The sequence below is a fragment of the Burkholderia sp. RF4-BP95 genome, assembly GCF_001521985.1.
Classification (GTDB): Bacteria; Pseudomonadota; Gammaproteobacteria; order Burkholderiales; family Burkholderiaceae; genus Burkholderia; species Burkholderia diffusa.
This window is the reverse complement of the sequence record NZ_LOSX01000029.1, coordinates 120948-143025: the sequence shown is the minus strand read 5'-3', so window position 1 is coordinate 143025 and position 22078 is coordinate 120948. Positions and strand designations below refer to the sequence as shown.

The 22078-nt window shown below is 67.5% G+C and carries 27 protein-coding genes and 1 tRNA gene; 17 read left to right on the top strand and 11 right to left on the bottom strand.

Annotated elements, in window-relative coordinates:
- Positions 1–47: 47 nt before the first annotated feature.
- From ribH to WS46_RS13070, 3 genes are all read left to right on the top strand, one after another.
- Positions 48–566 (top strand): 6,7-dimethyl-8-ribityllumazine synthase, encoded by a 519-nt coding sequence (gene ribH, locus WS46_RS13080; protein ID WP_059530212.1) that lies wholly within the window; start codon positions 48–50, stop codon positions 564–566.
- Positions 563–1000, top strand: coding sequence for a transcription antitermination factor NusB (gene nusB, locus WS46_RS13075; protein ID WP_059530215.1), 438 nt, complete (start codon positions 563–565; stop codon positions 998–1000). Before ribH ends, nusB begins: the two co-directional genes overlap by 4 nt.
- 70 nt (positions 1001–1070) lie before the next feature.
- Positions 1071–2267: a pyridoxal phosphate-dependent aminotransferase gene (locus WS46_RS13070; RefSeq protein WP_059690775.1), complete on the top strand. Its 1197-nt coding sequence runs from the start codon at positions 1071–1073 to the stop codon at positions 2265–2267.
- 101 nt (positions 2268–2368) lie between these two features.
- Here the strand turns inward: WS46_RS13070 and WS46_RS13065 are convergent, their stop codons facing one another.
- Positions 2369–3499 carry a transglycosylase SLT domain-containing protein gene (locus tag WS46_RS13065; protein ID WP_059530220.1) on the bottom strand — a complete coding sequence of 377 codons (1131 nt, stop codon included), beginning with the start codon at positions 3497–3499 and terminating at the stop codon, positions 2369–2371.
- Between the two features lie 596 nt (positions 3500–4095).
- On the opposite strand from WS46_RS13065, the gene WS46_RS13060 reads away from it, so the two are divergent.
- Entirely contained in the window at positions 4096–5652 is a 1557-nt protein-coding gene (locus WS46_RS13060) for a UbiD family decarboxylase (RefSeq protein WP_059690774.1), read from the top strand.
- A gap of 34 nt (positions 5653–5686) precedes the next feature.
- On the top strand, positions 5687–6358 hold the full coding sequence (locus tag WS46_RS13055; RefSeq protein ID WP_059690773.1) for a LysE family translocator: 672 nt from the start codon (positions 5687–5689) through the stop codon (positions 6356–6358).
- A gap of 91 nt (positions 6359–6449) precedes the next feature.
- Here WS46_RS13055 and WS46_RS13050 read toward each other — a convergent pair whose 3' ends face one another.
- On the bottom strand, positions 6450–6746 hold the full coding sequence (locus WS46_RS13050) for a hypothetical protein (protein WP_059690772.1): 297 nt from the start codon (positions 6744–6746) through the stop codon (positions 6450–6452).
- A 467-nt stretch (positions 6747–7213) separates the two neighbouring features.
- Here WS46_RS13050 and WS46_RS13045 point away from each other — a divergent pair, with 467 nt between their 5' ends.
- Together WS46_RS13045 and WS46_RS13040 are read left to right on the top strand one after the other, a co-directional pair.
- Positions 7214–8143 (top strand): Rossmann-like and DUF2520 domain-containing protein, encoded by a 930-nt coding sequence (locus WS46_RS13045; protein ID WP_059690771.1) that lies wholly within the window; start codon positions 7214–7216, stop codon positions 8141–8143.
- Positions 8144–8219: 76 nt separating this feature from the next.
- A complete protein-coding gene (locus WS46_RS13040; protein WP_059530230.1) occupies positions 8220–8783 on the top strand; it encodes a YggT family protein in 564 nt (187 codons plus the stop codon).
- 9 nt (positions 8784–8792) lie between these two features.
- On the opposite strand, the gene WS46_RS13035 is transcribed toward WS46_RS13040, so the two are convergent.
- Both WS46_RS13035 and crcB read right to left on the bottom strand, forming a co-directional pair.
- Positions 8793–9143, bottom strand: a complete 351-nt coding sequence (locus WS46_RS13035; RefSeq protein WP_059690770.1) for a DUF190 domain-containing protein — start codon at positions 9141–9143, stop codon at positions 8793–8795.
- Positions 9144–9167: 24 nt separating this feature from the next.
- Complete coding sequence (crcB, locus tag WS46_RS13030) at positions 9168–9554, bottom strand: fluoride efflux transporter CrcB (protein ID WP_059530237.1); 387 nt, start codon at positions 9552–9554, stop codon at positions 9168–9170.
- 25 nt (positions 9555–9579) lie between these two features.
- Between crcB and WS46_RS35285 the strand changes: the two genes are divergently transcribed.
- Positions 9580–9840 carry a hypothetical protein gene (locus WS46_RS35285; RefSeq protein WP_156443131.1) on the top strand — a complete coding sequence of 87 codons (261 nt, stop codon included), beginning with the start codon at positions 9580–9582 and terminating at the stop codon, positions 9838–9840.
- 125 nt (positions 9841–9965) lie between these two features.
- Positions 9966–11177, top strand: coding sequence for a S53 family peptidase (locus WS46_RS13025; protein WP_059690769.1), 1212 nt, complete (start codon positions 9966–9968; stop codon positions 11175–11177).
- A gap of 37 nt (positions 11178–11214) precedes the next feature.
- Here WS46_RS13025 and WS46_RS13020 read toward each other — a convergent pair whose 3' ends face one another.
- Both WS46_RS13020 and WS46_RS13015 read right to left on the bottom strand, forming a co-directional pair.
- Positions 11215–12090 (bottom strand): Sir2 family NAD-dependent protein deacetylase, encoded by an 876-nt coding sequence (locus WS46_RS13020; RefSeq protein ID WP_059690768.1) that lies wholly within the window; start codon positions 12088–12090, stop codon positions 11215–11217.
- A 79-nt stretch (positions 12091–12169) separates the two neighbouring features.
- Complete coding sequence (locus WS46_RS13015) at positions 12170–12775, bottom strand: NUDIX domain-containing protein (RefSeq protein ID WP_059530245.1); 606 nt, start codon at positions 12773–12775, stop codon at positions 12170–12172.
- 81 nt (positions 12776–12856) lie between these two features.
- On the opposite strand from WS46_RS13015, the gene WS46_RS13010 reads away from it, so the two are divergent.
- Positions 12857–13612, top strand: a complete 756-nt coding sequence (locus WS46_RS13010; protein WP_059690767.1) for a DeoR/GlpR family DNA-binding transcription regulator — start codon at positions 12857–12859, stop codon at positions 13610–13612.
- Positions 13613–13830: 218 nt separating this feature from the next.
- Here the strand turns inward: WS46_RS13010 and WS46_RS13005 are convergent, their stop codons facing one another.
- Positions 13831–14991 (bottom strand): enolase C-terminal domain-like protein, encoded by a 1161-nt coding sequence (locus WS46_RS13005; RefSeq protein WP_059690766.1) that lies wholly within the window; start codon positions 14989–14991, stop codon positions 13831–13833.
- Positions 14992–15471: 480 nt separating this feature from the next.
- On the opposite strand from WS46_RS13005, the gene WS46_RS13000 reads away from it, so the two are divergent.
- The 4 genes from WS46_RS13000 to WS46_RS12985 are packed head-to-tail and all read left to right on the top strand — an operon-like array spanning position 15472 to position 16476.
- Complete coding sequence (locus WS46_RS13000) at positions 15472–15756, top strand: hypothetical protein (RefSeq protein WP_059530254.1); 285 nt, start codon at positions 15472–15474, stop codon at positions 15754–15756.
- Positions 15757–15803: 47 nt separating this feature from the next.
- Positions 15804–16013 carry a hypothetical protein gene (locus tag WS46_RS12995; RefSeq protein WP_059530257.1) on the top strand — a complete coding sequence of 70 codons (210 nt, stop codon included), beginning with the start codon at positions 15804–15806 and terminating at the stop codon, positions 16011–16013.
- Positions 16014–16047: 34 nt separating this feature from the next.
- On the top strand, positions 16048–16260 hold the full coding sequence (gene rpsU / locus WS46_RS12990) for a 30S ribosomal protein S21 (protein WP_059530260.1): 213 nt from the start codon (positions 16048–16050) through the stop codon (positions 16258–16260).
- A gap of 9 nt (positions 16261–16269) precedes the next feature.
- A complete protein-coding gene (locus WS46_RS12985; protein WP_059530263.1) occupies positions 16270–16476 on the top strand; it encodes a hypothetical protein in 207 nt (68 codons plus the stop codon).
- 301 nt (positions 16477–16777) lie between these two features.
- Here the strand turns inward: WS46_RS12985 and WS46_RS12980 are convergent, their stop codons facing one another.
- Complete coding sequence (locus WS46_RS12980) at positions 16778–17122, bottom strand: cupin domain-containing protein (RefSeq protein WP_059466993.1); 345 nt, start codon at positions 17120–17122, stop codon at positions 16778–16780.
- 300 nt (positions 17123–17422) lie between these two features.
- Between WS46_RS12980 and WS46_RS12975 the strand changes: the two genes are divergently transcribed.
- Both WS46_RS12975 and trmB read left to right on the top strand, forming a co-directional pair.
- A tRNA-Gly gene (locus tag WS46_RS12975) sits at positions 17423–17497 on the top strand.
- Positions 17498–17629: 132 nt separating this feature from the next.
- A complete protein-coding gene (trmB, locus tag WS46_RS12970) occupies positions 17630–18397 on the top strand; it encodes a tRNA (guanosine(46)-N7)-methyltransferase TrmB (protein ID WP_059530270.1) in 768 nt (255 codons plus the stop codon).
- Between the two features lie 110 nt (positions 18398–18507).
- Here trmB and WS46_RS12965 read toward each other — a convergent pair whose 3' ends face one another.
- From WS46_RS12965 to WS46_RS12955, 3 genes are all read right to left on the bottom strand, one after another.
- Positions 18508–19338, bottom strand: a complete 831-nt coding sequence (locus WS46_RS12965) for an undecaprenyl-diphosphate phosphatase (RefSeq protein WP_059530273.1) — start codon at positions 19336–19338, stop codon at positions 18508–18510.
- A gap of 78 nt (positions 19339–19416) precedes the next feature.
- Positions 19417–19998: a DUF1439 domain-containing protein gene (locus WS46_RS12960; protein ID WP_059530276.1), complete on the bottom strand. Its 582-nt coding sequence runs from the start codon at positions 19996–19998 to the stop codon at positions 19417–19419.
- 141 nt (positions 19999–20139) lie between these two features.
- Positions 20140–20457 carry a YkgJ family cysteine cluster protein gene (locus tag WS46_RS12955; protein WP_059690765.1) on the bottom strand — a complete coding sequence of 106 codons (318 nt, stop codon included), beginning with the start codon at positions 20455–20457 and terminating at the stop codon, positions 20140–20142.
- A 170-nt stretch (positions 20458–20627) separates the two neighbouring features.
- On the opposite strand from WS46_RS12955, the gene hemN reads away from it, so the two are divergent.
- Complete coding sequence (gene hemN, locus WS46_RS12950) at positions 20628–22019, top strand: oxygen-independent coproporphyrinogen III oxidase (RefSeq protein ID WP_059690764.1); 1392 nt, start codon at positions 20628–20630, stop codon at positions 22017–22019.
- The last annotated feature ends 59 nt before the right edge of the window (positions 22020–22078 follow it).

Genomic DNA, 22078 nt, shown 5'->3' with positions numbered 1-22078 from the left:
ACGACGCTTTCGCCCTATAACCGTTCATCCACACCACGGACCAGATCATGGAAATCGGACAATACCAACCGAATCTCGAAGGCGACGGCCTGCGTATCGGCATCGTGCAATCCCGCTTCAACGAACCCGTCTGCAACGGCCTCGCCGATGCGTGCGTCGAGGAACTCGAGCGCCTCGGCGTCTCCGGTGAAGACGTGCTGCTCGTATCGGTGCCCGGCGCGCTGGAAATCCCGCTCGCGCTGCAAAAGCTCGCAGAAAGCGGCCAGTTCGACGCACTGATCGCGCTCGGCGCGGTGATCCGCGGCGAGACGTACCACTTCGAACTCGTGTCGAACGAAAGCGGCGCGGGCATCACCCGCATCGGCCTCGACTTCAACCTGCCGATCGCCAACGCGGTCCTGACGACCGAAAACGACGAGCAAGCCGTCGCGCGCATGACCGAAAAGGGTCGTGACGCCGCACGCGTCGCGGTCGAGATGGCCAACCTGACGATGGCACTCGACCAGCTCGGCGACGACGAGGACGAGGAAGAAGAGGACGAAGACGACGAAGAGGAGCGCGCATGAAGAAGAGCGCCCGCCGACAATCGCGCGAGCTGGCGACGCAGGGCCTGTATCAGTGGCTGCTGTCGAACGCGGCCTCCGGCGAGATCGACGCGCAACTGCGCGGCGCGCTCGGTTACGACAAGGCCGACAAGGAGCTGCTCGACGCGATCCTGCACGGCGTGATTCGCGAGCATGCGACGCTCGTCGAAGCCCTCACGCCGTCGCTGGACCGTCCGGTCGATCAGCTGTCGCCGGTCGAACGCGCCGTGCTGCTGATCGCGACGTTCGAGCTCACGCATCATGTCGAAACGCCGTACCGCGTGATCATCAACGAAGCAGTCGAACTCGCGAAGACGTTCGGCGGCTCCGACGGCTACAAGTACGTCAACGGCGTGCTCGACAAGCTCGCCGCGAAGCTGCGCCCCGCCGAAACGCAGGCGCGCCGCAACGGCTGATTCCGCAGGCAGACGGGCGCGCAAGCGCCCGTTTTTCGTTCTCCCTCCCCCTCCCCGCTCCGCCCGACCGATGAATACCACCGCCGATTCGCTCGTCACGCTCGCCGCACGCGTCGACGCGATCCAGCCCTTCTACGTGATGGAACTGATGAAGGAGGCACAGCGGCTCGAGTCCTCCGGGCGCGATGTTATCCACATGGGCATCGGCGAACCGGATTTCACCGCGCCGGAGCCCGTCGTCGAGGCGGCGGCGGCCGCGCTGCGCCGCGGCGTCACGCAGTACACGAGCGCGCTCGGCATCGCGCCGCTGCGCGAAGCGATCGCCGCGCACTATGCACGCGCCTACGGTCTCACGATCAGCCCCGAGCGGATCGTCGTGACGGCCGGCGCCTCCGCCGCGCTGCTGCTTGCGTGCCTGGCGCTCGTCGGCCGCGACGACGAGGTGCTGATGCCCGACCCGTCGTATCCGTGCAACCGGCACTTCGTCGCGGCGGCCGAAGGTCGGCCGGTGCTCGTGCCGAGCGGCCCGGAAGCGCGCTTCCAGCTCACCGCGGACGACGTCCGCACGCGCTGGGGCAGTCGCACGCGCGGCGTGCTGCTCGCGTCGCCGTCGAACCCGACCGGCACGTCGCTCGAGCCGGACGAGCTGAAGCGGATCGTCGAAGCCGTGCGCGCACGCGGCGGCTTCACGATCGTCGACGAAATCTACCAGGGGCTCAGCTACGACGCGGCGCCCGTGTCGGCGCTGTCGTTCGGCGACGACGTCGTCACCGTGAACAGCTTCTCGAAGTACTTCAGCATGACTGGCTGGCGACTCGGCTGGCTCGTCGTGCCGCCCGCGCTCGTCGGTACCTTCGAAAAGCTGTCGCAGAACCTGTTCATCTGTCCGTCTGCGCTCGCGCAGCACGCGGCGCTCGCGTGCTTCGAGCCGGCGGCGCTCGACATCTACGAGGCGCGCCGCCTCGAATTCAAGCGTCGCCGCGACTTCATCGCGCCAGCGCTCGAGAAGCTCGGCTTCACCGTGCCCGTGATGCCGGACGGTGCGTTCTACGTGTATGCGCACTGCGGCGGCGTCGCTCATCCCGCGGCCGGCGACAGCGCGGCGCTCACGCAGGCGATGCTGCACGACGCGGGTGTCGTGCTGGTGCCGGGCATGGATTTCGGCGTGCATGCACCGCGCGACTATATCCGGCTGTCCTATGCGACCGCCTACTCGCGCCTCGAAGAGGCCGTCGAGCGGCTCGCGACACTCTTCGGCCAGCACTGACCGCGTTCCCGGCCGGCACGCCGGCCTTTCCGGCCGCGCAAAAGAAAAAGGCACCCGATTCGGGTGCCTTTTTGCTGGAGCCTGGCCGGAACCGCGGGACGTTACGCGCCGAGTTCCGAGTGGTCGCCGCCGTGCGCCTGCTTCGCGGTATCGACGCTCGCGTCGTCCTGCTGCGGCGCGCCCTTCGGCGCGGCAGCCGCCTTCGCGGTGATCGGCTGCGCGCCGTCGAGCGTCGCATGCACGCGCTTGGCGCCGCCGGCCGATGCCGTCACGGCCGCGGTCACGATCGGCTTCGACGGCTGGGCCGGCGCCTGCGGCGCATTGACCGGCACGCTGCGGCCATGCGCGACGTCGCGCAGGCGACCGCGCTCGGCCATGACCTTCGAGCCGTAGGCGGTGTCGTCCGGGTTGGTCGAGCCGTTGTACAGGCGCAGGCCGTTCGCGAGCGAGCCGCCGCGCGCGATGCAGTCCTTCAGCACGAGCGCGCCGACCTGCAGGTTCGCGAGCGGCTGCAGCGCGGTGTCGGTACCGCCGAAATACTCGAATTTGTCGGAATGAACCTTCGACATGACCTGCATCAGGCCTTGTGCGCCGACGCCGCTTTCCGCGTACGGGTTGAAGCCCGATTCGATCGCCATCACGGACAGCAGCAGCAGCGGATCGAGGCCGACGTCGCGGCCGGTCTGGAAAGCAGCCTTGACGAGCTGGCCGAGCGGCTCCTGCGCGACCCGGTAACGGCGCGACAGGTAGGTGGCGACCAGCGCCTGTTCGCGGTTCGACGCGAGCGCGCGATCGTCGCGCGCATCGGCCGGGACCCGCTGGGTCGGGATCAGTTTCGCCAGCGCGACGGGCGACGGGCCGTTACGGGCCGGATCGGACGCATCGTTCTGCGCGGCGGTTTCCGGTGCGACGTCGAGACCGACGGCGAGCGCATCCGTTTCAGGGACGTCTTCCTGCTGCGGCTGCGCGCCAGCGGGCGCGAAGTTCGGCAGCGGATGACCGGTCAGCAGACGGGCCGGACCGGCCTGCACGGCCGCGGATACGACCGGCATCAGCTTCGCGGCGAGATTCCCGCGCACGGTCGGCAGCAGCCACAGGGCAAGTGCGACCGCGACGGCGAGACAGCCGACAACGCTGAATAGATGGTGACTGACACGCGTCCCGCGACGCAGCATGTTGCGCACGATTTGCGCATGCTGCTCACTGGGACGCCACGATAACCAAGCGTTCATTCAGATCATCTCCCATGAACATGACTCGTGCGGCTCGCTCTGCTCGTTGGCGAGACGGAAAACGCGCCGCGGAATCACGACACCGCACGCCTTGGTTGGGACGCGCAAGCATCGGGGAAACGGTATAAGTACCGTTCGAGGCCACGGTGTAAGAGGGCCTGCACCTTCGCACAGTGGGCGAGGCGGGCATACGCGGTGGCACCCACGCAAAAAACCAGCGTCTGGTGGCGCTGGCTGGGACTACGACAAAGGCCGTCGAATACGCCGTGCAGGTTTCGGCGGACGGTGACGCGCTGCGTCAAAGATCGGTGATTGGCGGCTCGAAGCCTTTTACCCTGCAACCAATGTGAGCGGATTCTAGCAGGGTTTTATAGATCGTCAACACTATAAAACTTTGAAATTATAACAAAAAGTAATTTTGAATCGCCCTTCAGATCGCCGGCCCCCTGCCGTAGGGGCTCTGCGCGTCGTCGACATTTTTCTCCGCCGGGCGTGCGAGCGGCCGCCCGGGTAAAATCGTCGGTCGATTCGGGGCCGCAGCCGGCCGCTGCGCCCGCCCATCGCTGCCCGCTTTGCGGGCGGCCCGGACCTTCTTCATGAAATACAAAGACTTACGCGATTTCATCCAGCGCCTCGAGGCGCTCGGCGAACTGCGGCGCGTCACGCAGCCCGTGTCGCCCGTGCTCGAAATGACCGAACTGTGCGACCGCGTGCTGCGTGCCGGCGGCCCGGCGCTGCTGTTCGCAGCGCCGCCCGGCAATGCGTTCCCGGTGCTCGGCAACCTGTTCGGCACGCCGCGCCGCGTGGCGCTCGGCATGGGTGTCGATGCGGGCGACGACGCCGCGCTCGGCTCGCTGCGCGACCTCGGGCGGCTGCTGTCCGCGCTGAAGGAGCCGGATCCGCCGAAGAGCCTGAAGGACGCCGGCAAGCTGCTGTCGCTCGCGAAGGCCGTATGGGACATGGCGCCGAAATCGGTGTCGTCGCCGCCGTGCCAGGAGATCGTCTGGGAGGGCGCCGACGTCGACCTGAACAAGCTGCCGATCCAGACCTGCTGGCCCGGCGACGCTGGGCCGCTCGTCACGTGGGGCCTCACGGTCACGCGCGGGCCAAACAAGCCGCGCCAGAACCTCGGCATCTATCGCCAGCAGCTGATCGGCCGCAACAAGCTGATCATGCGCTGGCTCGCGCATCGCGGCGGTGCGCTGGACTTCCGCGAATTCGCGCTGCAGAACCCCGGCAAGCCGTATCCGGTCGCGGTCGTGCTCGGCGCCGATCCGGCCACGACGCTCGGCGCGGTGACGCCCGTGCCCGATTCGCTGTCCGAGTATCAGTTCGCCGGCCTGCTGCGCGGCAGCCGCACCGAACTCGCGAAGTGCCTGACGCCCGGCGTCGATACGCTGCAGGTGCCCGCGCGCGCGGAGATCGTGCTCGAAGGCTTCATCCATCCGCAGGAAGGCGCGCCCGCCCCTGCCCCGGCCGGCGCACCGCCGCGGCCGGCCGGCAACGCGGCCGCCGCATACGAACACGCGCTCGAAGGCCCGTACGGCGACCACACCGGCTACTACAACGAGCAGGAGTGGTTCCCGGTGTTCACCGTCGAGCGGATCACGATGCGCCGCGACGCGATCTATCACTCGACCTATACCGGCAAACCACCCGACGAGCCGGCCGTGCTCGGCGTCGCGCTCAACGAGGTGTTCGTGCCGCTGCTGCAGAAGCAGTTCACCGAGATCACCGACTTCTACCTGCCGCCGGAAGGCTGCAGCTACCGGATGGCCATCGTCCAGATGAAGAAGAGCTACGCCGGCCATGCGAAGCGCGTGATGTTCGGCGTGTGGAGCTTCCTGCGGCAGTTCATGTATACGAAGTTCATCGTGGTCGTCGACGAGGACGTGAACATCCGCGACTGGAACGAGGTGATCTGGGCGATCACGACGCGCGTGGACCCCGTGCGCGACACCGTGATGGTCGACAGCACGCCGATCGACTATCTCGATTTCGCGTCGCCCGTCGCGGGCCTCGGCTCGAAGATGGGGCTCGACGCGACCAACAAGTGGCCCGGCGAGACGAACCGCGAATGGGGTCGCCCGATCGAGATGGATGCGGCCGTGAAGGCGCGCGTCGACCGGCTCTGGCAGGAAATCGGACTGTAAGTCCACGCCTTGAACGCACCCGACAAGAACGACGATGAGCTTTCCCCCCGCCTCGATGCTGTCCGACGGGTTCTTCCTGTCGCTGTCGCTGTGTCTCGACATCGGCCTCGTCAACGTCGCGATGCTGTCGCTGACGCTGTCGCACGGCTTCCGGCCGGGCTTCTGGCTCGGCGTCGGCTCTTGCTTCGGCGATCTCGTCTACGCGGCGCTCGCGCTCGCGGGCATGGCCGTGCTGCTGCAATTCGAGGCCGTGCGCTGGATCGTCTGGATCGGCGGCGGTGCGATGCTGCTGTTCCTCACGTGGAAGATGGCGCGTGAAGCGCTCGCGCCGGCCGGCAGCGCCGGCGACGGCACGGCCGACGAAACACCGCAGCCGCGTGCCAGCGCGCGGCGCAGCTTCGTGCGCGGGATGCTGCTTGCGATGTCGTCGCCGAGCGCGATCCTGTGGTTCGCGGCGGTCGGCGGCGCGCTGATCGCGAAAGCCGGCGCGACCACGCCGGCGACGGCGTCGGTGTTCCTGTCCGGCTTCTTCCTCGGCGGCCTCGCGTGGACGCTCTTCATGTGCACGCTCGCGAGCCAGGGCCGCAAGCGCGCGGGCGCGGGGATGATGCGCGCGTGCCACGTCGCGTCGGCGCTGCTGTTCGCGTATTTCTCGTACAGCGTGATCGTCGGCGGCTACCGCGACCTGATTGCCCACGCGGCGTGACCGCCGCGCCCCGAATGAAAAACGGCGCAACGCCCCGCGAGGGACGTTGCGCCGTTTTGCCGCGCGCGGTCAGGCCGCCACGCGGAATGCGTCAACGACGCCAGCCGTGGTGACCCCAGCCGCCGTAGCCGTGACGCCAGTACGGACGGCCGTAGTAGCCACCGTAGCCGCCGACGACCACGGCGGGCGGTGCATAGTAAGCCGGCGCCGGCGCGTAATACACGGGCGGGGGCGGTGCGTAGTACACGGGCGGAGGCGGCGCATACACGGGATACGCAGGTGCGACCGGGACACCGATGCCGACCCCGATCGACACGTGAGCCTGCGCGGCGCTTGCGGCACCCAGGGCCAGCGCGGCGACGGCGATGAACGGAATGAGCTTTTTCACTTCGATTCTCCTGCTGGAGCGGTAATTTGTGCGCTCCTGTCGGCAACGGCGGGCATGCACGTCGCATGGATGCAATGTAGCGAAAACGCGCCGCGCGCGTATCGCGCATTTGTTGCAAATTGCAATTCCACGCGGCCGCGGCCACCGTGCGGCAGGGCTGCGCGGACCGGCGATCCCCCTCGCGGGTCCCGCGATTCCGTCCGACCAGCGGAATCGCGCCATGCCGGCCGGTCAGTTTTACCGGATCCGGTAAGCGCGGCGCACATGCTTCAGTAATCAACGATTACAAATTTGCGACAGGAGGCCGACACGCCAAGCGGGGCACAGCCACCTCAAGAATTTACCGGTTGGCCGTAGCGAACGCCGCCCGTTCGGGCCGTCCCCGTTCGGCAACGCCGCCTATCCACGACCGCCCCGTCATTCCTGCGATACTGGCGTCTGCTCCGTTTGCGCTTCGTGGACCCGCCATGCCCCTCCCCGACACTCCCCGCCTCGGCTTCATCGGCGCCGGCCGCCTGGCGCGCTGTCTCGCGCTGCGCTTCGCGGCGGCCGGCTTTCCGGTCGTCGCGATCGCGAGCCGCACGGCGGAATCGGCCGCGGCGCTTGCCGCGCGCATCGACGGCTGCCGGGCGGTCGACACGCCGCAGCAGGTCGTCGACGCCGCCGACCTGATCTTCCTGACCGTGCCCGACGACCATCTCGCATCGACCGCCGCCGCGCTGCGGTTCGATGCGGCGCGCGCGGCAAGCCAGGCGCTCGTCCACTGCAGCGGCGCGTCGGCGGTCGAATTGCTCGATCCGGCAAAGCGGCAAGGCGCGGCCACGGGCGGCTTCCATCCGCTCTATCTGTTCGGCGGCACGGACGCCGATCTCACCCGCATCGACGGCTGCTCGGTCACGCTCGAAGCCGACGGCGCGCTGCATGCGACGCTGCTGCGACTTGCTGCCGCACTCGGCTGCCATCCGCTGTCGATTCCGGCCGGCGGCCGAATGCTGTATCACGCGGCCGCGCATTACGCGGCGAGCTTCGCGCTGTGCGGGCTGTCGGAAGCGGTCGAGCTGTGGCGCGGCCTCGGCTTCGACGAGGAAGCCGCGTTGCGCGCGCTGCTGCCGATGCTCACCGGCACGATCGCGACCGCGCGCGACAAGGGCCTCGCGAACGCCCTGGCAGGCCCGGTGTCGCGCGGCGACACCGGCATCGTCGAGCGTCAGCTCGCGCTGCTCGAGGCGCGCGGCGGCGACCACGCGACGCTGTATGCGCTGATGACCCGCCGCGCGGTCGCGCTCGCGGCGAAGCGCGCGGCGCCGCCGCCCGCGCTGCCGGCGCTTGCGCAGGCCGTCGAAACGTCGCTCGAGCGCACGATCGGGCACCCCTCCCCGCCGCGAGACGAGGCGTGATAAGGTGTCGGCCGATGCGCCGCCATCCGGCGTTGGCGGCCGCACGCTACTCGACTGTATAAAAAGGATGCCAACGATGTTCGGCGAGATCGCCCGTTTTCTGCTCAATACCGTCTTCACGCTGTTCGGCGCCGCGCTGATTCTGCGCGTCTGGATGCAGGCCGTCCGCGTGCCGCCGTACAACCCCGTCACGCAGGCCGTGCTGCAGGCGACCAACTGGCTCGTGCTGCCGCTGCGCCGTGTGATCGCGGGCGTGCGCGGCATCGACTGGGCAAGCGTCGTCGCCGCCCTCCTCACCGCGCTCGTCTATGTGGTGCTGATGGTCGTGATGGCCGGCCTGGATCCGGCCTCGGTGATCGCGACGCTCGTCGTGGTCGCGCTGCTCACCGTCGTGAAGTGGGCGCTCAATCTCGTGATCTGGATGACGATCCTGATGGCGCTGCTGTCGTGGCTCAATCCGCGCTCGCCGGCGATGCCGATCCTCTACCAGCTCACCGCGCCGTTCCTGAACCCGCTGCGCCGCGTGATTCCGAACCTGGGCGGCATCGACCTGTCGCCGATCCTGCTGTTCGTGATCGTCCAGGTGCTGCTGATGATCGTCACGCGCGCCGCCGTGTCGCTGACGATGTTCGGCATCTGACGTATTGCGCTACGCTGCCGGCCCCTGCGCCGGCGGCGCCTCGAGCGTGTCGATCACGCCGAAGCGCGCGGGAATCATCGCGTAGCACACGCGCACCTTCTCGCGCGTCAGCCGCTCGAGCAGTTGCTGCGCCTCGTCCTCGGTGACGATGAACTCGACCTCGATCGCGAGCGAACCCTGCAGCTCGAAAAAGCGGTCCTCGTGCAGCACCCGATGCCTGCCGAACCCGGCCATCGCACGAAACGCGGAACCGCCCGCGACGCCCATCCGGTTTCCCTCCTCCAGCAACCACTCCCACAGCGGCTTCCAGTGCAGCCGGTGCTGCTCGTGCACGTAGAAGCGCAAGAAGACCCTGTCCATCGCGTCCTCCCGATGCCGACGCGCTCAGGCCGCCGCGAACCACGCGCGCGCAGTCCACATGCCGAGCGCCGTCAGCGTGAACGATCCAGTCAAGTGTAGGGCAGCCACCGCGAACGCCCATCCCAATTCGCCCTGCACCGCGTGCGTCATCACTTCGACCGAATAGGTCGAGAACGTCGTGAGGCCGCCGAGGAAGCCGGTGATCACGAAGAGCCGCCACTCGGGCGGCAGCCCGACGCGGGTGGTAAACGCGACGGCCGCGATGCCGATCACGTAGCCGCCGATCAGGTTCGCGGCGAGCGTGCCGAGCGGCACGGCGGGAAAGAACGCGTTGAGCGCAAGGCTCAGGAACCAGCGCAGCAATGCGCCGAGCCCGGCGCCGACGAAGATCGCGACGATCGAATAGAACAAGGGAGCTCCTCGCTGACGAGGCCGCATGGCGGATGCGGCCTACGCCGAACTGTATGCGCAATCGCGCCGCGCCGGCAATGCCGGCCGGCACCCCGGCGCGCACCGGATCGTGTCGCGCCGGAATCGCGCACTTCATTATTTCCATGCGCCGCCGGGGTCGGCATTTTCCAACGCATTACGCAGGACATTACAAATCACTATAAACAATTCGATTATTCATCTGATTTTCCCGAAGTCGAAAAATCAGCCTCGCAGCCCCACGCCGCCGATGCAAGCCATGCTTTGACGGGCATTCCGCATGTTTTCCCTAATCCAGACATTCCCGAATCAGGCCGATATTCCATGCAATTCATTCGACCGGTTTCGTAAAATAATTTCGCCCACCACTCCATCGGCATGGAGACTCGAAAAATGAACAATTACCGCCTGTCATCCATGTTGATTCCGGCGCTGTGCGCGTCGCTGCTCGCATCGAGCGTCGCGCTCGCCGAGGACAACGGCCCCCCGTCCTACGTCGAAGGCAACCGCGCGCCGAAAGGCTATGCGCGCCCGCCGTTCCATACGAAACAACGCGCGAACACCGCCACGGTAGCCGGCCTCACACCCGCGCTCGTACGGCATGCGTACGGGTTCGATTCGATCGCCAACCAGGGCGACGGGATGGTCGTCGCGATCGTCGACGCATACGACGATCCGAAAATCGAAGCCGATCTCGGCGTATTCAGCAACGCGTTCTCGCTGCCGGCGTGCACTTCGTCCAACGGCTGCTTCACCAAGGTCTACGCGCGCGGCGCGCGACCCAAGACGGACGCGGGCTGGTCGCTCGAGATGTCGCTCGACGTCGAATGGGTGCATGCGATCGCGCCGAAGGCGAAGATCGTGCTCGTCGAAGCCGCGTCGGCGAGCTTCAGCGACCTGATGGCCGCGGTCGACGTCGCGGTCAAGCGCGGCGCATCGGTCGTGTCGATGAGCTTCGGCGGCAACGAGTTCGGCAGCGAGACCGCCTTCGACAGCCACTTCAACGTATCGGGCGTCACGTTCGTCGCATCGTCCGGCGACAGCGGCACCGGCACCGAGTACCCGGCGGCGTCGCCGTACGTGGTGGCGGTGGGCGGCACGACGTTGTCGACCGACGCGTCCGGCGCCTACGTCGGCGAGGCCGCGTGGAGCGGCAGCGGCGGCGGCGTCAGCTCGATCGAGGCCGAGCCGGCCGGGCAGACCGGCTGGCCGGTGCCGGTGGCCGGCAAGCGCGGTGTGCCCGACGTCAGCTACGACGCGAATCCGTCCAGCGGCTTCGCGGTGTACGACTCGGTCACCTATCAGGGGCAGGCGGGCTGGTTCCAGGTCGGCGGCACGAGCGCGGGCGCGCCGCAATGGTCGGCGCTCGTCGCGATCGCGAATTCGATGCGTGCGGCAGCCGGCAAACATTCGCTGACCGGCACCTACGACACGCTCTATACGGTCGGGAAAAACGCCTACGGCAGCGACTATCACGACGTGACGAGCGGATCCAACGGCACTTGCGGCAGCATCTGCAACGCAGCGGGCGGCTACGACTACGTGACGGGCCTCGGCTCGCCGATCGCGCCGGCGCTCGTCCAGGCGCTCGTCGCACAGCCGTGATCGCGCGGCCGCGGCCGGCCGGTTCGTCCCGCGCCGCTCAGCCGCCGCGCCATGCTCGGTCGAGCGCGACGAGCGTCGCGAGCGCGCCGCCCTTCAGCCCGATCACGTCCGCGCGGCGGGCATGGGCCTCGCGTGCGTTGATGCGGATCACGTCGGCACCGAGCCGTTCGCTCGAGAGACGCACGGTGGGAATCGCGGTGCCCGCGCCGATCTCGACGACGGTCACCCATCCCGCCTGTGCGATCCAGTCCTGAAGGGCCCGCTCCTGCGCGTCGTAGCGTTCGCCGAGCCAGCCGTTGTCGCCGAACATCAGGATGTTCGGTCGCGCGAGGCCGCCGCAATGCGGGCAGCGCGGCAGCTCGCCGACCAGCCGGCACGCGGCCGCGTCAACGTCGGGCGTGAACGGCGCGGCGTCCCAGGTGTCGTCCGAGCACGGTCGCAGGCACTGCATCGAATGAATCGAACCGTGGATCTCGACGACACGCGCCGGATCGAAACCGGCCTTCTGGAACTGGCCGTCGACGTTGCTCGTCAGCACGAAGCCGCCGTTCGGCATCGCGTCCATCCAGCGCCGCAGGATCGCAAAGCCCGCGTGCGGCACCGTCTGCCGGTAGAGGCCGAGACGGTGGCCGTAAAAGCCCCACGCAAGCTGCGGATGCGCGCGAAACGCCTGCGGCGAGGCAATCTCGTGGAATTCGAAACGCTCGTGGCGCAGCGCCGGATACGCGCGCCAAAAGCCATCCGTGCCGCGAAAATCGGGCAGCCCCGAATCGACGCCGATGCCGGCGCCGGCCGTCACGAGCAGTGCATCGGCACGCGCGAGCGCCTCGACGGCGGACGCGACCAGATGAGCCGGCAGTGATGCGGCAGCGGCGCTGGAATCGGTGAAATCGGACGAGTCGGAAATCGGCATGATGGAGCAGCGGAAGCGTCGAACGGTGCGCGAGTGGCGTCGCGCGATCATACGCCGGTTCGGGCGCCGCGCCGCGACATCACGCCGCCGCGGCGCGCCCGCCCGCGGGTTCCCGCAGCGCGACGTACTGCAGCAGCATGATCGTCTTCGCGTCGACGATCTCGCCCCGCTCGACGGCATCCAGCGCCGCGTGCAGCGGCATCTCGACGACCTCGAGATCCTCGCCCTCCTCCGCGATGCCGCCGCCGTCGCCCGTGCGCAGCGACGCATCGTATTCGCCGACGAAGAAATGCAGCTTTTCCGTCACCGAGCCCGGACTCATGAACGCCTCGAACACCTTGCGCACGCCGCGCACGCGATAGCCGGTTTCCTCTTCGGCCTCCGCGCGAATCCGGGCATCGGGCGTCGCGTCGTCGAGCAGGCCGGCGGCGGCTTCGAGCAGCATCCCGTCGTGTCCGTTGACGAACGCCGGCATCCGGAACTGCCGCGTGAGCAGCACGTCGCCCGTCGCGGCATTGCGCAGCAGGATCGTCGCGCCGTTGCCGCGGTCGTACGTTTCGCGGCTCAGACGCTGCCACGTACCGTCGCGGCGCAGGAAATCGAACGTTACCTTCTTCAGCACATACCAGTCATCGGACAGCACCGTCGTATCGACGATGCGGACACGGTCCCGCGTTGCGGCCATGGTGGTCTCCCATTCGACAAGTGACGGCACGCATGGTAACGTGCACTTTCGTGCAATTTCAAGAAATTTCGTGCAAATCCGATGCTGACGACCCAACGCAAGAAGGCGATCCTCGACGCGCTCGCCCGCGACGGCCAGGTGCTGGCCGTCGAGCTGAGCGCGCAATTCGGCGTGTCCGAGGACACGATCCGGCGCGACCTGCGCGAACTGGCGGCCGAGGGCCTGCTGCAGCGCGTGCACGGCGGCGCATTGCCGGCGTCGCCGGCGGTCGCGCCGTTCGCGCAGCGCGAGGCGATCGAAACCGCGGAGAAACGGCGCATCGCGCGCCGGGCCGCGCAGATGATCGCGCCCGGACAAGTCGCGATCGTCGACGGCGGCACGACGTCGGCGCTGCTCGTCAGCCAGTTGCCGCTCGACCTGCGCGCGACGATCGTCACGCACAGCCCGAGCGTCGCCGTCGCGCTGGCCGCGCATCCGTCGATCGACGTGATCCTGATCGGCGGACGGCTGTACAAGCATTCGATCGTCGCGGTGGGCGCCGCGGCGATGGAAGGCATCTCGCGCATCCACGCGGACCTGTATTTCATGGGCGTGACCGGCGTTCATCCGGTCGCGGGGCTGAGCACCGGCGACTTCGAGGAAGCGGCGATCAAGCGCGCATTGGCGGGGCGCGCCGGCGAGACGGTCGTGCTGGCTTCGCAATCCAAACTGCGTGCGGCGTCGCAGTTCGTGATCGGCGAGCTCGCGCTCGCACAAGCGATCGTGGTCGAACAGGAAACCGATGCAGCGCTGACCGAGCCGATCGAGGCCGCGGGCGTGACGGTCGTGCGCGCGTAGCCGAGCAGCGGCTTCGACGTCTGGACGTCGGCGGTGCGTTGCTGCTGGTCGGCGTGCGCGTGATCGGGTAACGGCGGCTCGCCCACGGCGTACGGTCATGCCGCGCGTGGTTCGACCGCGCGCTCACGTGGCGTGTGCTCGAACGGTTCGTCGCTGCGATGCGGCCTGGATTCGCGGCCCGCTTCACGAGCGACGCGCGCCGAGACCGGCCGCGCAGTTCACAAGCCGGCTACCGCGCGAAACGCGTGGTACGCATCGGCATGAAGCTCGAAGCCGATGCCCGGCGCCTGCGGCACGGCCGCGTAGCCGGCGTCGACCGATTCGCCGTCCGCCAGCCCGTTGAATGGACGGAACGCGAACGGGCTCACTTCGGCGCCGCCGAGCCCGAGCGCCGACACGACGTGCAACGAGAACAGATGACCGCCGTGCGGCCAGAACGCATCGCGCCGCCAGCCGTTCGACACGAAATGGTCGACGATCTGCAGATAGCCCGGCAGGCCATAGCAATGCACCGGATCGAACACGAGGACGTCGCGGTCCGGGCGCAGACCGCCGTAGCGTTCGAGCAGCTTCGCTTCCGCGAGCGAGAACAACGCCTCGCCGGCCGCGACCGGCGGCGCGTATTGCGCGACCAGGTCCGCATGAAGCGGCAGGTCGAGCGGATCGCAGAGATCCTCGAACCACCAGAGTTCGAACGGTGCCAGCATCGCGGCGGCTGCGCGTCCGCTCGTCGCGTCATACGCGTTCATCGCGTCGACCGCGAGATGCGAACTGTCGGCAAGACACGCCGCGGCGGCTTCGATGCGTCTTTTGTCGTGATCGACATCCGCGCCGCCGATCTTGATCTTCGCGTGCGTGTAGCCGAGATCGGCGATGCGATGCATCTCGTCCGACAGGCGCGCGAGATCGTCGTGCGGATAGCGGTAACCGCCGCCCGCGTAGACACGCACGCGAGGTGCCGCGTCGCGCGCGAGCCGGTCGGCGACGAAGCGATGGAGCGGCAGGCCCGCGATCTTCGCGGCGGCATCCCAGATCGCCATGTCGAGCACGCCGACCGCGACGCAGCGTTCGCCGTGCCCGCCGGGCTTCTCGCCCGCCATCATCGCGCGCCATGCGCGAAATGGATCGAGGTTCGTGCCGGCATCGTCGGCGATGGCGTCCGCGGCGGCCAGCAGACGCGGCGCGAATCGTTCGCGAATCAGCCCGCCCTGTGCGTGACGGCCGACCGATGCGTAGCCGTAACCCGTGACCGGCCGCCCATCGCGCACGACATCGGTGACGATCGCGACGACGCTCGTCGTCAGGCCGCCCGACGGAATCGCCGGATCGGCATAGCGGGAAACCGGGATCGCTTGCTCGCGGATGTCGATGATGCGCATGGTCGGGGTTCTGGGAAAACGTTCGGCGTTCGCGGGCCATGCGCGCATTGCGGCCGGCGCGACTGGCGGATCGCTGCATCATAGGCGCTTGTGCGATGTCGTGCAGGCGCGCGACCGTCACGATGCGGCGAAGGGATCGGACTCGATCGACATCATCCGGATCGCGCCGTGCCGCGTCGAAGTGCGGACGAATGCCGCGTCATGCTCGACGCGTGTTGCGGCCTCGACGCCGGTCATCGCACCGCGCCGGCACGGCCGCGAATTAGATGGACATCCGACGCGAAGCGCGTATGATGAATTTTGTCCGAGCCCGCGTCACTCCACTCGCCGCTCGCCCCGCCGTCTACCCTCTCACTGCGTCGCGCCGTTACCCGCACGCATTGCCGCCCTTTTCACCCCACCCGTCACGCCGCGCCGCGGCGATACCGGTCGGATGCGTTCGTCCACGCGATTTGTCGCGACCGAACCCAGGAGTTTATCATGAGCATGCATCTCTATCGTGGCTTCGAAATCTATCCGCTGATCTATCCGCACATTCCGTCGCTGAACGGTAATCCGCACAACTACGACGGCGGCTTCGACGCGGCCGTGAAGATCTGCCTGCGCGGCACCACCGACACGCTGACCCGCAGCGAAACGTTCCGGCTGCTCGAGAACGCACCGTTCGAATCGGCGGGCGAAGCGCGCCGGGCGTCCGTTCGCTACGCCGAGGAGATCATCGACGGCAATCGCGGCGAGCAGCCGCTCTTCGCCGATTCCCATTGACGCTTCCTGTCGCGGCAGCGCGGCGGCACTCTGATTCGGATGACGAAATGATCATCGATGAACTCCTCCGCCTGATCGAACGGCGCGAGATTTCCAGGACCGACGCGGTCCCGAACGACGGCCTCGCCGGTTCTGCGTTGCGTCACCAACCCGAGTTGCAGATGTTCGCTGCCGTACGCGCATTGTCGATCAGCGCCGGATATTCGGAATTCGAATCCGACGAGATCGCGAGTGCCGTCATGACTCGACTCGGCTAGTTTTCCTCCACGCATGTCTTGAAACAGGACCTACATGACGACGATCATCCTCAAGCCCGACGAACCTGTCGATGTCGCGCTCCGGCGCTTCCGTCGAAACATCGAGAAGACGGGCCTGATCCGCGAGTTGCGCGGTCGCACCAGCTATGAAAAGCCGACCACCGAGCGCAAGCGCAAGAAAGCCAGCGCCGTCGCGAGACAGCGCCTGCGCGCGAAACGCATGCTGCCGCCTCGCAAGCTCTACTAGGAGAGCGCCGTGTACCAGCCGACCGTCGAAGATCCTCCGTTCTTCCCATTGACGAAATGCGAGGTCGATTTCGATCGACAGAACGACGCGATCACGCTTCTGCCGAGCTTCTACGCGTTCGGCTGCGAGTACACCAGTCGCGGCCTCCTGATCGGCCGGGACGATGCATTCAGATTGATTGCCGCGATCGAAAAGGCGTTGAGCATCGAGCATTGAACGCCGCCTCGGCGTTGTCGAATCGCGTTGTGCTGGTCAGTGACGCGCATGCGAGCGGCCTGACCGACTCTGGACTGGCCGAGAGCTTCTTTCGCATCGTCGAACCTGCGGGTTCGATCGGCACGCTCCCATCACCACCGCTCTCGGAAGCGACAGGCAGTCGGCGCGATCGGTGGGATCGACGGGATAGCGGAACCGGCCGAGCGTGCGATCACGCTCGGCGAGTTGTTTCCGACCCGGAATGCGTTTCAACGCATCGATTCGACCGGCGCTCGTACGCAAGTCGAATCGACGGGCCCGCTCAGGCAAACACGAAGTACTTGCGTACCGTCTCCACCACTTCCCAAGTCCCTTTCATGCCGGGTTCGATGACGAACACGTCGCCGGCCTTCAGATGCACAGGCTCCTCGCCTTCCGGCGTGATGATGCAATAGCCGTCGAGGAAGTGGCAGTACTCCCATTTCTCGTAGTTCACCTCGAACTTGCCCGGCGTGCAGATCCACGTGCCCATGATCTTGCTGCCATCCTTCGAGAGGTAGGCGTTGAGGTTCACGGTGTGCGGATCGCCGCCGATGCGCTTCCACTTGGTCGCGTCGACGACCGGGGTCGGGCAGGTTTTGCGCAGAACGGTGATGAAATCGGACATGTCGGCTCCAGACTGACGATCGGGTAAGAGGTCTGTCACGTTAGTTCGAAAGCGTCACCGGGGCTTGTATGCGTCCGACACCGACTCGTCTATTTTCGACACGGGCCTGCGTGCGGGCGCGCGTCGTGGCGCGTCGTGTTCCGGTCGGCCTTGCGTTGACGGACCGATTCGGGCCGATCCTTGACACCCGCTTCCGGCGATCCGTCGCTCAACCACCGAGCCCATGCCTGCTTCGACGCAGGCGGCCAAAAACGGCTCGCTTGCAACATCCAAGCCAAACCCTGTAGAATTATGCGTTCTGCGGGCGTCGTATAATGGCCATTACCTCAGCTTCCCAAGCTGATGACGTGGGTTCGATTCCCATCGCCCGCTCCACCTTCGGCTGCTCGCAGCCTGCGCAAGAGCCGCCTCGTCGAAGGCGGCTTTTTTGTACCATCTGCCGGTTCATCCGGTAGCGCCGCTGCGCATGACGGGCCCGCGCCCGAACCGAGCCTTTCTCTGTCACCGATGATGCACGACGATCCGAACGAAGCCGGCCTGCCGCCGGACGACGCCGCCCTTCCCGACGAAGCCGCCGACGGCGCCGACGAAGTCAACCCGCTGCACCGCCGCCGCATCCGCAGCTTCGTGACGCGCGCCGGCCGCGTGTCGACCGGCCAGCGCCGCGCGCTCGACGATCTCGGCCCGCGCTTCGTCGTCCCGTACGCGGCGGAAATCCCGGACTGGGACGCCGTGTTCGGCCGCCGCGCGCCGCGCATCCTGGAGATCGGTTTCGGGATGGGCGCATCGACCGCGGAAATCGCCGCGCACCGCCCAGGCGACGACTTCCTCGGCGTCGAGGTGCACGAGCCGGGTGTCGGCGCGCTGCTGAAGCTGATCGGCGAGCAGGACCTGCCGAACATCCGCATCATCCAGCACGACGCGGTCGAGGTGCTCGAGCACATGCTCGCGCCGGAGAGCCTCGACGGCGTGCACATCTTCTTCCCGGATCCGTGGCACAAGGCGCGCCACCACAAGCGCCGGCTGATCCAGCCGCCGCTCGTCGCGCATCTCGCATCGCGCCTGAAGCCCGGTGCATACCTGCACTGCGCGACCGACTGGCAAAACTACGCGGAACAGATGCTGGAAGTGCTCGGCGCCGAACCGACGCTCGAAAACACGGCCGCCGACTACGCGCCGCGCCCCGACTACCGCCCCGTCACGAAGTTCGAGCGGCGCGGGCTGCGGCTTGGCCACGGCGTGTGGGACCTGGTGTTCCGCAAACGCGCCAGCTGAACACGGCGCTCAACGCACGCTACCTGCCGCGCAATGACGAACGGCCCGACCGGCATCTGCTGCCGATCGGGCCGTTTTCTATTGGATGCGCCCTCGCCCCCGCACCGGCATCACGCCCAGTTCAGCCACCCGCTGTAACCCACCAGCAGCACGAACAGGCCGAACGCGATCCGGTACCACGCGAACACGGTGAAGTCGTGCGTCGCGACGAAACGCAGCAGCCAGCGCACGCACACGAACGCGCTGACGAACGCGGCCACGAGCCCGAGCGCGAACAGGCCGAGCGCATCGACCGTGAACGCCTGCCAGTCCTTGACCGTTTCATAGAGCGTCGCGCCGAAGATGATCGGAATCGCGAGAAAGAACGAGAATTCGGTCGCGACGCGCCGGTCGAGGCCGAACAGCATCCCGCCGATGATCGTCGAACCCGAACGCGACATGCCCGGCACCAGCGCGAAACATTGCGCGATGCCGACTTTCAGCGCGTCCAGCGGCGTGAGCGCATCGACCGACTGCACGCGCGGCGGCTCGCCGCGTTCGCGCTGTCGCGCCTCGGCCCACAGGATGATCGCGCCACCGACGACGAGCGCGAACGCGACCGGCACCGGCGAGAACAGCACGGCCTTGATCTTCTTCTCGAACAGCAGGCCGAGCGCGATCGCGGGAATCGTCGCGATCACGACGTTCAGCGTGAAGCGCCGCGCGTCGGGCCGGCTCGGCAGCCCGGTCACGATGGACACGATCCGCTGCCGGTATTCCCAGCAGACCGCGAGGATCGCGCCGAACTGGATCACGACGTCGAAGGTCTTCGCGTGCGCATCGTTGAAATTCAGGAAGCTGCCCGCGACGATCAGGTGGCCGGTGCTCGACACCGGGAGGAATTCCGTCAGCCCCTCGACGACGCCGAGGATCAATGCCTTGCAGATCAGGATCCAGTCCATCCGTGGCCCAACTCCGAAGTAGTCGAAAGAAAGGGCCGCGTCACCGCCGCGGCCCGCCCGGCCGCGCGCGGTGCGCCGTCACTTTTCGACGATCGCCACGCGTATGCCGTTTGTAAGAATCGTAATTGTACCGGGTTCGTAGTTCACGCCGGCAAATTGCAGCTGCTCGGGCTTGAACGTGTAGATCGGGTAGTTGGTCAGCACCTGCGTCGCGAGCAGGCCGGCGGCCGCGCCGACCTGTTGCGCGTACATCTGCGCGTTGCCGTCGAGCACGAGGCTGTCGACGGCCGGCGCCTTCAGCACGACCGAGCGGCTCGGCGCGTCGTAAGCGAGCTGGCCCGACACGATGAACTTGCCGCTCACCGGTTCGCGCAGGAACGGACTCGCGAAATGCGCGTCGAGCTGCACGGCGACGCGGTTCTGGTCGGGCAGCAGGTTGACGGCCGGATTGGTGAGCGACACGTCGACCACCTGCGCGACCGTCTTCTGGTACGGAAACTTGCGCGCGACGGCTTTCTGCACGTCGCCGCGCGAGAACGTGTAGTGATCGGGGATGAACGGGAACGTCGACGCGCAGGCGGCGAGCGATACCGACACGCCGATGGCGCCGGCGCAGGCGGCGAGGAAGCGGCGCCGGCCGGGCGTGCAAGATGCGGTCATGCTGAACAATCTCCTGTATCGGGCGAAGCGGCAGTCGGGTTACCGGCTCGGCCGCAAGCTGTGCCGGGGACCGAAGTTAGTGCTTCGGCGCATGTCGCCGGTTCCATGCGCATGCGGGTGGACGGCAGCGCGGGCAATGCGTCAGCGGGCCGTGCCGGCGCCGGGCGACGGCTGCGTCGCGACCTCGAGGCGCGTCAGCCACGCGAGCGCGTGGTCGCGCGACGCACCGCACATCTCGGCGGACGGCTGCAGCCCCGAACAGCACGCGGGACGCTCGGGCCGGCCGAAGATCCGGCAGCGCAGGTCGTCGCCGAGCTGCACGCAGCGCACGCCGGCCGGCTTGCCGTCGGGCATCCCCGGAATCGGCGAGGAAATCGACGGTGCGATGCAGCACGCGCCGCACGCCTCGCGGCACGCATGCGGCGGCGGGACATCGGCGGGCGCCGGACGGACAGACATTTCGACGGACACTCTGCTCTCTCACGAACAACGAAAAACGATGCGGCAACCGGACGCAGCGTGCGGCAGCCCACTGCGCATTGTGCCACCGCCGGCTGCGACGTTATTACACAATGCAGCCGGAATGCGCGTTTATATACTCGAAAGCATCTAAAAAGCGCGAGACCATCATGAGTTCCGGTTCTGCCGACACCCTGTTCCGTCCCGATTTGCTCGCGAAGTACGGCACGAACGGGCCGCGCTACACGTCCTACCCCACCGCGCTGCAGTTCCGCGACGATTTCGACCCGGCCGACTACGTGCGCGCCGCGGGCGATCCCGGCGCGTCGTCGAGCGACCTGTCGCTGTACTTCCACATCCCGTTCTGCAACACGGCCTGCTTCTATTGCGGCTGCAACAAGATCGCGACCAACAACCGCCGCCGCGCGCGCCCGTATCTCGAGCAACTCAAGCGCGAGCTGGCGCTGCAGGCCGCGCTGTTCGATCCCGCGCGCCCGGTCACGCAGCTGCACTGGGGCGGCGGCACGCCGACCTTCCTGTCCGACGACGAAACGGCCGAGCTGATGGTGGCCACCCGCGAACACTTCGCGCTCGCGCCGGACGCCGACGCGGAGTTCTCGATCGAGATCGACCCGCGCACGGTCACGCCCGCGACGCTCGTGCACCTGCGCAACATCGGCTTCAACCGGCTGAGCCTCGGCGTGCAGGATTTCGACCCGGTCGTGCAGCAGGCGATCAACCGGATCCAGCCGCTCGCGATGACGGCCGACCTGCTGTCGACCGCACGCACGACGGGCTTCCATTCGGTCAGCGTCGACCTGATCTACGGGCTGCCGCACCAGACGGTCGCCGTGTTCGCGCGCACGCTCGAGACGATCATCGAACTCGCGCCCGACCGCCTCTCGGTATTCGGCTACGCGCACATGCCGCACCTGTTCAAGATGCAGCGGCAGATCGACGACGCGACGCTGCCGCCGCCTGCGACGCGGGTCGCGCTGCTCGGCCTCGCGATCGACATGCTGACGCAGGCCGGCTACGTGTACATCGGGATGGATCACTTCGCGCGGCCGACCGACGAACTCGTGCGTGCGCAGCGAAACGGCACGCTGCAGCGCAATTTCCAGGGCTACAGCACGCGCGCGGATACGGACCTGGTCGGCTTCGGCGTGTCGTCGATCGGCAAGGTCGGCGACGTCTACGCGCAGAACGCGAAGGACCTCCCGGCGTATGGCGCCGCGCTCGACGCGGGCCGGCTGCCGATCGCGCGCGGCGTGCGGCTCACGGCCGACGACCGGCTGCGCCGGGACGTGATCACCCAGCTGATGTGCAACCTCGAACTGCCGTTCTCGCACATCGAGGCCGCGCACGGGGTCCGCTTCGCCGATCACTTCGCACGCGAGCTCGACGCGCTGCGCGCGTTCGAGCAGGACGGGTTGCTGACCATCGCCGGCGACCGCCTGACGATCCACCCCGCCGGCCGGATGGTCGTGCGCAACATCGCAATGGCGTTCGACGCCTACCTCGGCCAGACGCCGCGGCAGCGCTACTCGCGCACCGTCTGACGCCGCACGGCCGCATGCGGGCGGCCGGTTTGATAAAGTAAGGGGCTCAACGCCCCTGC

What these genes read in the sequence shown, in the direction of transcription:
- ribH (WP_059530212.1), top strand. Translation starts at nt 48, where the DNA reads ATGGAAATCGGACAATACCAACCGAATCTCGAAGGCGACGGCCTGCGT.
- nusB (WP_059530215.1), top strand. Translation starts at nt 563, where the DNA reads ATGAAGAAGAGCGCCCGCCGACAATCGCGCGAGCTGGCGACGCAGGGC.
- WS46_RS13070 (WP_059690775.1), top strand. Translation starts at nt 1,071, where the DNA reads ATGAATACCACCGCCGATTCGCTCGTCACGCTCGCCGCACGCGTCGAC.
- WS46_RS13065 (WP_059530220.1), bottom strand. Translation starts at nt 3,499, where the DNA reads ATGAACGCTTGGTTATCGTGGCGTCCCAGTGAGCAGCATGCGCAAATC.
- WS46_RS13060 (WP_059690774.1), top strand. Translation starts at nt 4,096, where the DNA reads ATGAAATACAAAGACTTACGCGATTTCATCCAGCGCCTCGAGGCGCTC.
- WS46_RS13055 (WP_059690773.1), top strand. Translation starts at nt 5,687, where the DNA reads ATGAGCTTTCCCCCCGCCTCGATGCTGTCCGACGGGTTCTTCCTGTCG.
- WS46_RS13045 (WP_059690771.1), top strand. Translation starts at nt 7,214, where the DNA reads ATGCCCCTCCCCGACACTCCCCGCCTCGGCTTCATCGGCGCCGGCCGC.
- WS46_RS13040 (WP_059530230.1), top strand. Translation starts at nt 8,220, where the DNA reads ATGTTCGGCGAGATCGCCCGTTTTCTGCTCAATACCGTCTTCACGCTG.
- WS46_RS13035 (WP_059690770.1), bottom strand. Translation starts at nt 9,143, where the DNA reads ATGGACAGGGTCTTCTTGCGCTTCTACGTGCACGAGCAGCACCGGCTG.
- WS46_RS35285 (WP_156443131.1), top strand. Translation starts at nt 9,580, where the DNA reads ATGGCGGATGCGGCCTACGCCGAACTGTATGCGCAATCGCGCCGCGCC.
- WS46_RS13025 (WP_059690769.1), top strand. Translation starts at nt 9,966, where the DNA reads ATGAACAATTACCGCCTGTCATCCATGTTGATTCCGGCGCTGTGCGCG.
- WS46_RS13020 (WP_059690768.1), bottom strand. Translation starts at nt 12,090, where the DNA reads ATGCCGATTTCCGACTCGTCCGATTTCACCGATTCCAGCGCCGCTGCC.
- WS46_RS13015 (WP_059530245.1), bottom strand. Translation starts at nt 12,775, where the DNA reads ATGGCCGCAACGCGGGACCGTGTCCGCATCGTCGATACGACGGTGCTG.
- WS46_RS13010 (WP_059690767.1), top strand. Translation starts at nt 12,857, where the DNA reads ATGCTGACGACCCAACGCAAGAAGGCGATCCTCGACGCGCTCGCCCGC.
- WS46_RS13005 (WP_059690766.1), bottom strand. Translation starts at nt 14,991, where the DNA reads ATGCGCATCATCGACATCCGCGAGCAAGCGATCCCGGTTTCCCGCTAT.
- WS46_RS13000 (WP_059530254.1), top strand. Translation starts at nt 15,472, where the DNA reads ATGAGCATGCATCTCTATCGTGGCTTCGAAATCTATCCGCTGATCTAT.
- WS46_RS12995 (WP_059530257.1), top strand. Translation starts at nt 15,804, where the DNA reads ATGATCATCGATGAACTCCTCCGCCTGATCGAACGGCGCGAGATTTCC.
- rpsU (WP_059530260.1), top strand. Translation starts at nt 16,048, where the DNA reads ATGACGACGATCATCCTCAAGCCCGACGAACCTGTCGATGTCGCGCTC.
- WS46_RS12980 (WP_059466993.1), bottom strand. Translation starts at nt 17,122, where the DNA reads ATGTCCGATTTCATCACCGTTCTGCGCAAAACCTGCCCGACCCCGGTC.
- trmB (WP_059530270.1), top strand. Translation starts at nt 17,630, where the DNA reads ATGATGCACGACGATCCGAACGAAGCCGGCCTGCCGCCGGACGACGCC.
- WS46_RS12965 (WP_059530273.1), bottom strand. Translation starts at nt 19,338, where the DNA reads ATGGACTGGATCCTGATCTGCAAGGCATTGATCCTCGGCGTCGTCGAG.
- WS46_RS12960 (WP_059530276.1), bottom strand. Translation starts at nt 19,998, where the DNA reads ATGACCGCATCTTGCACGCCCGGCCGGCGCCGCTTCCTCGCCGCCTGC.
- WS46_RS12955 (WP_059690765.1), bottom strand. Translation starts at nt 20,457, where the DNA reads ATGTCTGTCCGTCCGGCGCCCGCCGATGTCCCGCCGCCGCATGCGTGC.
- hemN (WP_059690764.1), top strand. Translation starts at nt 20,628, where the DNA reads ATGAGTTCCGGTTCTGCCGACACCCTGTTCCGTCCCGATTTGCTCGCG.